The 6,114-nt window shown below is 60.3% G+C and carries 6 protein-coding genes; all 6 read left to right on the forward strand.

Annotated elements, in window-relative coordinates; all coding sequences use genetic code 11:
* Positions 1-1,086 (forward strand): M24 family metallopeptidase (locus VGL70_22485; protein HEY3306298.1); only part of this gene is annotated, 1,086 nt, incomplete at its 5' end.
* Between the two features lie 143 nt (positions 1,087-1,229).
* Entirely contained in the window at positions 1,230-2,420 is a 1,191-nt protein-coding gene (locus VGL70_22490) for a M24 family metallopeptidase (protein ID HEY3306299.1), read from the forward strand.
* Positions 2,421-2,628: 208 nt separating this feature from the next.
* On the forward strand, positions 2,629-3,630 hold the full coding sequence (locus VGL70_22495; GenBank protein HEY3306300.1) for an LLM class flavin-dependent oxidoreductase: 1,002 nt from the start codon (positions 2,629-2,631) through the stop codon (positions 3,628-3,630).
* Between the two features lie 127 nt (positions 3,631-3,757).
* Positions 3,758-4,771: a DUF6282 family protein gene (locus tag VGL70_22500; GenBank protein ID HEY3306301.1), complete on the forward strand. Its 1,014-nt coding sequence runs from the start codon at positions 3,758-3,760 to the stop codon at positions 4,769-4,771.
* A 5-nt stretch (positions 4,772-4,776) separates the two neighbouring features.
* Positions 4,777-5,364 carry a hypothetical protein gene (locus tag VGL70_22505; protein HEY3306302.1) on the forward strand — a complete coding sequence of 196 codons (588 nt, stop codon included), beginning with the start codon at positions 4,777-4,779 and terminating at the stop codon, positions 5,362-5,364.
* Positions 5,365-5,443: 79 nt separating this feature from the next.
* The coding region (locus VGL70_22510; protein HEY3306303.1) for an MFS transporter at positions 5,444-6,114 on the forward strand (671 nt) is incomplete at its 3' end.

A 6,114-nucleotide genomic window follows, 5' to 3' on the forward strand; every position in this document is an offset into this window, starting at 1 on the left:
GACGGACGAAATCAGCACCTTTCGCTGGAGCAGGCGCGCGGTATGCGCTCGGACGGCCGCTACCTAACGCTCCTGGACAACGCTGCGGTGGTCCTGCCGACCGACGGACGGAAGCCGATCGTCATCAGCGATTTGCCGGGAAACGAATGGATTCCCGAGCCGCGCTCGCCGGGACAGTCGTGGGGCGAGGCGATGGCGCGAGCGCTGAGCGAATGCGGCATGGAGCGCGCGCGCATCGGCGTCACCGGGCTCGAGCGCGGTAAGATGGTGCATGGCCGGGCTTACGCAGGCGTAGTGAATCACACCTCTTATGTCGAGGTTCTGCGCCGGCTGCCCAACGCCAAATTCGAGGATGACCACGACACGGTCGCGTTCGCGCGCTACGTCAAAGGAGAAGAGGAGATCGACTGTCTGCGGCGCGGCGCGGCGGTCGCCGTGGCGGGCATCGACGAGCTGGGGCGGGTCGCGAGACCCGGCGTGAAGGACTCCGTCGTCTACACCGCCGTGATGCGCCGCATGCTGGAGCTGGGCAGCGGCTATTATCCGCTCGCGCTTTACACCGGGCCGCTCGACGCCGCGAGGTTGCCGCGTTTCGAGGATCCACCCGAAGGCCGCGTCCTCGAGCCGATGTATCGCATCCACAACGAGGTTGATGCGCTGTGGGGCGGCTTGATCGCGCAGGAGCAACAGGGATTTCTCCTCGGGCCGATCCCAGAAGCATGGCAGCGCGTGGTCGATCTCCAGCGCGATCTTTTCTACGCCGGACTCGAGAGCATCAAGCCCGGCCAGCTTTTCGGCGAGTTCATCGATTCGGTCAACAGCTTCGGGCAGAAGCGCGGCATGAAGAGCCTGATTCTCATGCACGGGCGCGGGTACGGCGACGACGGCCCGCTGTTGACGCCGCAGGACCGCGGCGAGAAGGTGCGCGATATCGTGATACAGGAGGGAAACATTTTCGTGTGGAAGCCGATCGCGATGTCGGACGACGAGAAGATCCAATATAGCTGGGGCGGCTGCGTCCTCGTCACGAAAACCGGTGCCGTGCAGCTCGTCAAGCGCACACCGGGAATGGTTTCGATTCAATAGCTAAGAAGCCATCAGCCGTCAGCTATATATAACAGCTAACCCTCACCCTCTCCCTCAGGGAGAGGGTTGGCGTGAGGGAAAATCCGGAAAATAAAAGCTGACCGCTGAAAGCTGATTGCTGACAGCTATTCAAAGGAGGACTTATGGCTTACACTCCGCCGAAAAGAGCGGGGGCGACGGTTTATATCTGGTCGAACTATTCGGTCCAGGAGCGGGACCGAAGGTGGAAGGCCGTGAAAGAGCGCGGTGCCAAAGCCGGCTTCGATTGCATTTTTGTCCCGCTCGGCGACGGCATCGACGCGCGCTATTTGACGCAGCTCCGCTGCTCGTCGGTCATCATGCCGACCGACGGCCGTGCGCCGATCATCATCGCCGACCGCAGCTCGCGCAACACCTGGGCGCCGGAGCCGTGGCAGACGAGCCGCGAGTGGTCGGAGCCGATGGCGGAAGCATTATTGGAGTGCGGCATGGAGCGCGCTCGCATCGGCGTCGCCGGCTTGAAGGGCGGAAAAGTCTCCCACGTGACTTCGATCGACGGCGTCGTCAACCACGGCGCGTTCTCCGCCGTATTGCGGCGGATGCCCAACGCGAAGTTCGAAGATGCGACGGACGTCATCGGCTTTGTCCGCTACGTCAAGAGCGCGGAAGAGATCGACGCGATGAAAAAAGCGACGGAAATCGCCGAAGCCGGAATCGACGAGCTCAAGCGCATGGCACGACCCGGTGCGGACGAGGCGGTGGTCTATGCGAATGTCATGGCGCGCATGCTGGAGCTCGGCGCGGAATATTATCCGTTTGCATGGACGACCGGCGCGATTGACAGCTCCGACGCCAAGCGCTCGGCCAATCCGCCGCTCGGCCGCAGGCTCAAAGCAAACTCGCTGATTCAAAGCGAGATGATCGCGGTCTTCGGCACGCAGATCGCCGAAGAGGGCCAGGCCATTCTGCTGGGGAAAATTCCCGAGGCGTGGAAACCCGCGATCGAGCGGCAGAGGGAAGTATTCAACGCCGGGCTCAAGTTTTTGGCGCCGGGGAAATCCTCCGCCGAAGTCATCGACTTCGCTAAAAGCTTCGCGGAGAAGAACGGCATGAAAACGGAGATCCTGTTGTCCGGCCGCGGCGCCGGCGACGACGGCCCGGTGATCAAGTCTTCGACTTCCGCCGATGCGTTGAAAGGAATTTCAATCGAGAAAAATACCCTGTGGCTCTGGCGGCCTACGGTTACCGGCTCCGATGCAAAAACTAAGTTCACGTGGGGCAGTACCGTTCTAGTCGGCGAGAACGGCGGCGAAGTTCTTTCCAAGCGTTCGCACGGCGTGATCTCAGTCGCTTAACGAGCTGCTGAAAACCACCGTGGGCCACCCGCCCACCCGTGAGTCTCTCTCCAGGCCGATGCGATATGTCCGTGGAACGCGGCACGAGACTGATGAGAGAAGGTCTCAACTACGCTTGAGGCACCTCGTCCTACGCATCGGCCTTCCGAGAAACTCCCGGGCGGGCGGGGAACCTTAACGTACTGGAAGATAGGAGAGGGTCTGGGAAATGGTTCATGACATCGAGATAAATTCCGCCGCGCACTATCCGGCGGCCGGCGTCATCGATCTGGTCGAGCTGGCCGAGAAGGTCGGCTTCGGTGCTTTTTGGAAGGGCGAGTCGAACAGCACCGACCCGATGGTGCTTCTCTCCGCCGCCGCGAGCCGGACGAAGACCATCAAGCTCGGCACGGCGATCTACCATATATACGGCAGGAGCCCTGTGACTCTCGGAATTCAATCCGCCACGCTGCAAGATCTCTCCGGTGGCAGGCTGCTGCTCGGGCTCGGCGTCGCGAACAAGAGCATCGCGGGCTGGCACGGCGGCGTGTTCGACCGCCCGCTCAGGCGCGCGCGCGAGTACATCGACATCGTCCGTAAAGTCGCCGCGGGCGAGCGCGTCGAATACGAGGGAGAAATTTACCAGACGGGAAAGCGCTTCCAATTATCCTGGAAACCCTCACACCCGAACTTGCCGATCTACCTCGCCGGGCTCGGGCCGCAGATGACGAAGCTCGTCGGAAAAATTTCCGACGGCGTCTTCATCAACATGGCGACGCCGGCGAAAATCCGCGAGATCGCCGCGCGTGTGCGCGAAGGCGCGAAAGAGGCGGGCCGCGATCCGGCGAAGATCGAGATCATCGCCAAGTGCCGGGTCTCGCTCAACCCCGACCGCGCGCTGGCACGCTCCAAGCTCCGGCAGGTGCTGACGTTTTATAACATCGCGGACCATTACAGCGACATGCTCAAAGGATTAGGCTTTGAGGCGGAGGTGAACGCGATTCAAAGCGCGTTTCAAAAGGGCGGCTTCAAGGCAGCGATGGCGGCGTTGACCGACGACTACATGGACAAGCTTCCCGTCGTGCCGGGAACTTCGATCGGGGAAATCAAAGACAAACTGGTCCAGTTCAAAGAGGCGGGCGCGACGCGCCTCGTCACTCCCTACGTGCCCGTCACCGAGCCGGTGGTGGAAGACGCGAGAAGGTTTTTAGAAGCGTGGGGGCGCTCATAAAGAGTTTATTGAGTTTCTTGAGTTCATTGCGTTTCTTGAGTTAACTCAATGAACCCAAACAACCCAATGAACTCAACGAACCCAAATAACCCGATCAACCCAATCAACCGAATTTTGGAGGTGAGAGATGTGTGATTTTGCGGCTGATGCGGCGGCGGCGGAGAGCTTGATGGTGGGGCGGACGCTAAGCGTCGAGCGGGTGAAGCAGCTCAACGCGAAAGATTATTTTTATCAGATGCTGAAAGACAACCCGGAGATGCTGAAGATCTATCCGGGAATAGAGAACGAGCTGCTCAAGGGCGCGATCGATTGCCACATCCACGCCTATCCCGATTTCGTCCACCGCTCGCAGGACATGATTCAAATCGCGATCGAGGCGTCGAAGTGCGGCATGCGCGCGATCGCCTTCAAAGACCACTGGAACGTGAGCGCAACCTCCGCGTATCTCACCCAGCGCCACATCGACGACATGATCGCCAGGGGCGAGCTGACGAACCGCGTCGAGGTTTACGGCGGCGCGGGAACGTGCCACGGCATGAGGCCCGAGTACATTCGCGTCGCGCTTCAGTATCCCAATTTCAAGATGATCTGGTTTCCGACTTTCACGTCGCTGGGTTTCTGGCGCGGCGCGGGCCAGCCGGAAAAAGGCGGCGTGCGTTTGGTCGCCGAAGACGGCAAGGTCCTGCCGGAAGTTAAAGAGATCATGGAGATGGCGGCCGAGAAAAAAGTCGGCATCGGCTTCGGCCACACCGATTTTCAAGAATTGCTGCCGCTCGCCAAGCTCGCCAAAGAGATCGGCGTCCGCGCGACCCTCGACCATCCGTTATTGGAGCTCAACAAGCTCCTCCTCGACGAGATGAAGCAGCTCCGCGATCTCGGCGTCTACGTCGGCACGTATTGCCAGCCGATGATTCCGAGCCTCTACCAGCCGGTCGCCGATCCGATGGAGACGATCCGCACTATTAAACAAATCGGCCCCGACCGCTGCATCATCGGCAGCGACTTCGGCCAGGTGCTCCACATGGACGCGATCGACGGCATGCGCGTCTTCATCCGCGCGCTGCTCGGCTTCGGCATCAAGCCGAACGAGGTAAGCACGATGCTGAAGGATAATCCGGCGAAGTTAATGTGGCTCGATTAATCTGAATGCGCCACACGCTCGCGCGCACGGTTTCCATTGTCGGCCATCCGCTGTGCGTAGTTCCCATTGCGTCGGTCGTTGCCATGGCATCGCATGGCGCGCTTTCGCGCGTGCTGTGGGCGGCGGCGATATTTTTTATATCGCTCTCGCTGATCGTTCTGACTTTTGCCTGGTGGCAAGTACGAGCCGGCCGGTGGCAACACATAGATGCAAGTCGGATCGGCGAGCGGCGCTCCTTTAATTACTTTCTGGCGCTGCTTCTTTTCATTGCCGCCTTGATCAGCTTTCGCCAGTCACAACCCGTCGGACTTACCGTCGGGCTTTTTGTCTCCGGATGTCTCGCGGTTCTGGCGATCCTTTTTTCAGCGTGGGTCAAGATATCGCTCCACGTCGCGTTCTCAGTTTATTCGACGGCGCTGCTATGGTACTCGGGGTTCTGGCTCGTCGCCATCGGTCTTTGCCTGGCAATGGCCGTGGCCTGGTCGCGTCTCGAACTCCGGCGTCATGCGGTGATCGACGTGTTGCTGGGGGGGCTTTTCGGTGCTGTAGCCGGTTTGCTATTTTGGGTTTTATTGTTTGATCGGATAGGCTAGGGACGTCTCTGGGACTTTTCTACCGTCCTCAAGAAAATTAAGACATCGTTAACTCACGCCTCGTGCCGCACGCCTAAAAATGAATCAACGCTGGTGGATCGTCATCGCCGCGTGTCTCGCGCACGCCCTCAACACCGGCCTTAGCTATTTCGGACTGAGCGCCTACTTTCCCTCCTTCGAGCGGGAGTTTGGCTGGAGCCGTACGGCCATCTCGGGCGCCTTCTCGCTCGCCAGAATCGAATCCGGCCTCTTGGGTCCGCTGGAGGGTTACGCCACGGACCGGTTCGGCCCGCCGAAGATGATGTTTATCGGCATCTTCGTCGGCGCGCTGGGCTTTTTCTGCCTGAGCTTCGTCGATTCGTTGACGATGCTCTACGTCGTCATCGTTCTCGGAATCGTTCTCGGCTCCAGTCTCGGCTACAACATGCCGATCAGCGTGATGATCGCGCAGGTGTTCCGCGAGCGCAGGAGCTTCGCCTTTGGAATTTACCGGATGGGTCCGGGGTTGTCCGGGCCGCTGGTGCCCGTGATCGGCTGGATGATCGTCCACTGGGGTTGGAGAACCGCGGCCGTGGCGTCCGGAATCGTTTTACTGGCCGTCAGCCTTCCATTGGCCGTGATGATTGCGCGCATCTACAAGGGGAAAGGCGGCGCCGCAATCGAGGTTACAGACACAAAGAAACACGCCGCGAGCGGGCCTCGGGCCGTCGCCGAAACGGAATTCACGTTGCGCGAGGCGATGCGCACGAA

The sequence above is a fragment of the Candidatus Binatia bacterium genome, from assembly GCA_036504975.1.
Taxonomy (GTDB): Bacteria; Desulfobacterota; Binatia; order UBA9968; family UBA9968; genus JAJPJQ01.

Excerpts from the sequence above, each read along its gene's own strand:
- VGL70_22495 (HEY3306300.1), top strand. The coding sequence starts at position 2,629 with ATGGTTCATGACATCGAGATAAATTCCGCCGCGCACTATCCGGCGGCC.
- VGL70_22505 (HEY3306302.1), top strand. The coding sequence starts at position 4,777 with ATGCGCCACACGCTCGCGCGCACGGTTTCCATTGTCGGCCATCCGCTG.
- VGL70_22500 (HEY3306301.1), top strand. The coding sequence starts at position 3,758 with ATGTGTGATTTTGCGGCTGATGCGGCGGCGGCGGAGAGCTTGATGGTG.
- VGL70_22490 (HEY3306299.1), top strand. The coding sequence starts at position 1,230 with ATGGCTTACACTCCGCCGAAAAGAGCGGGGGCGACGGTTTATATCTGG.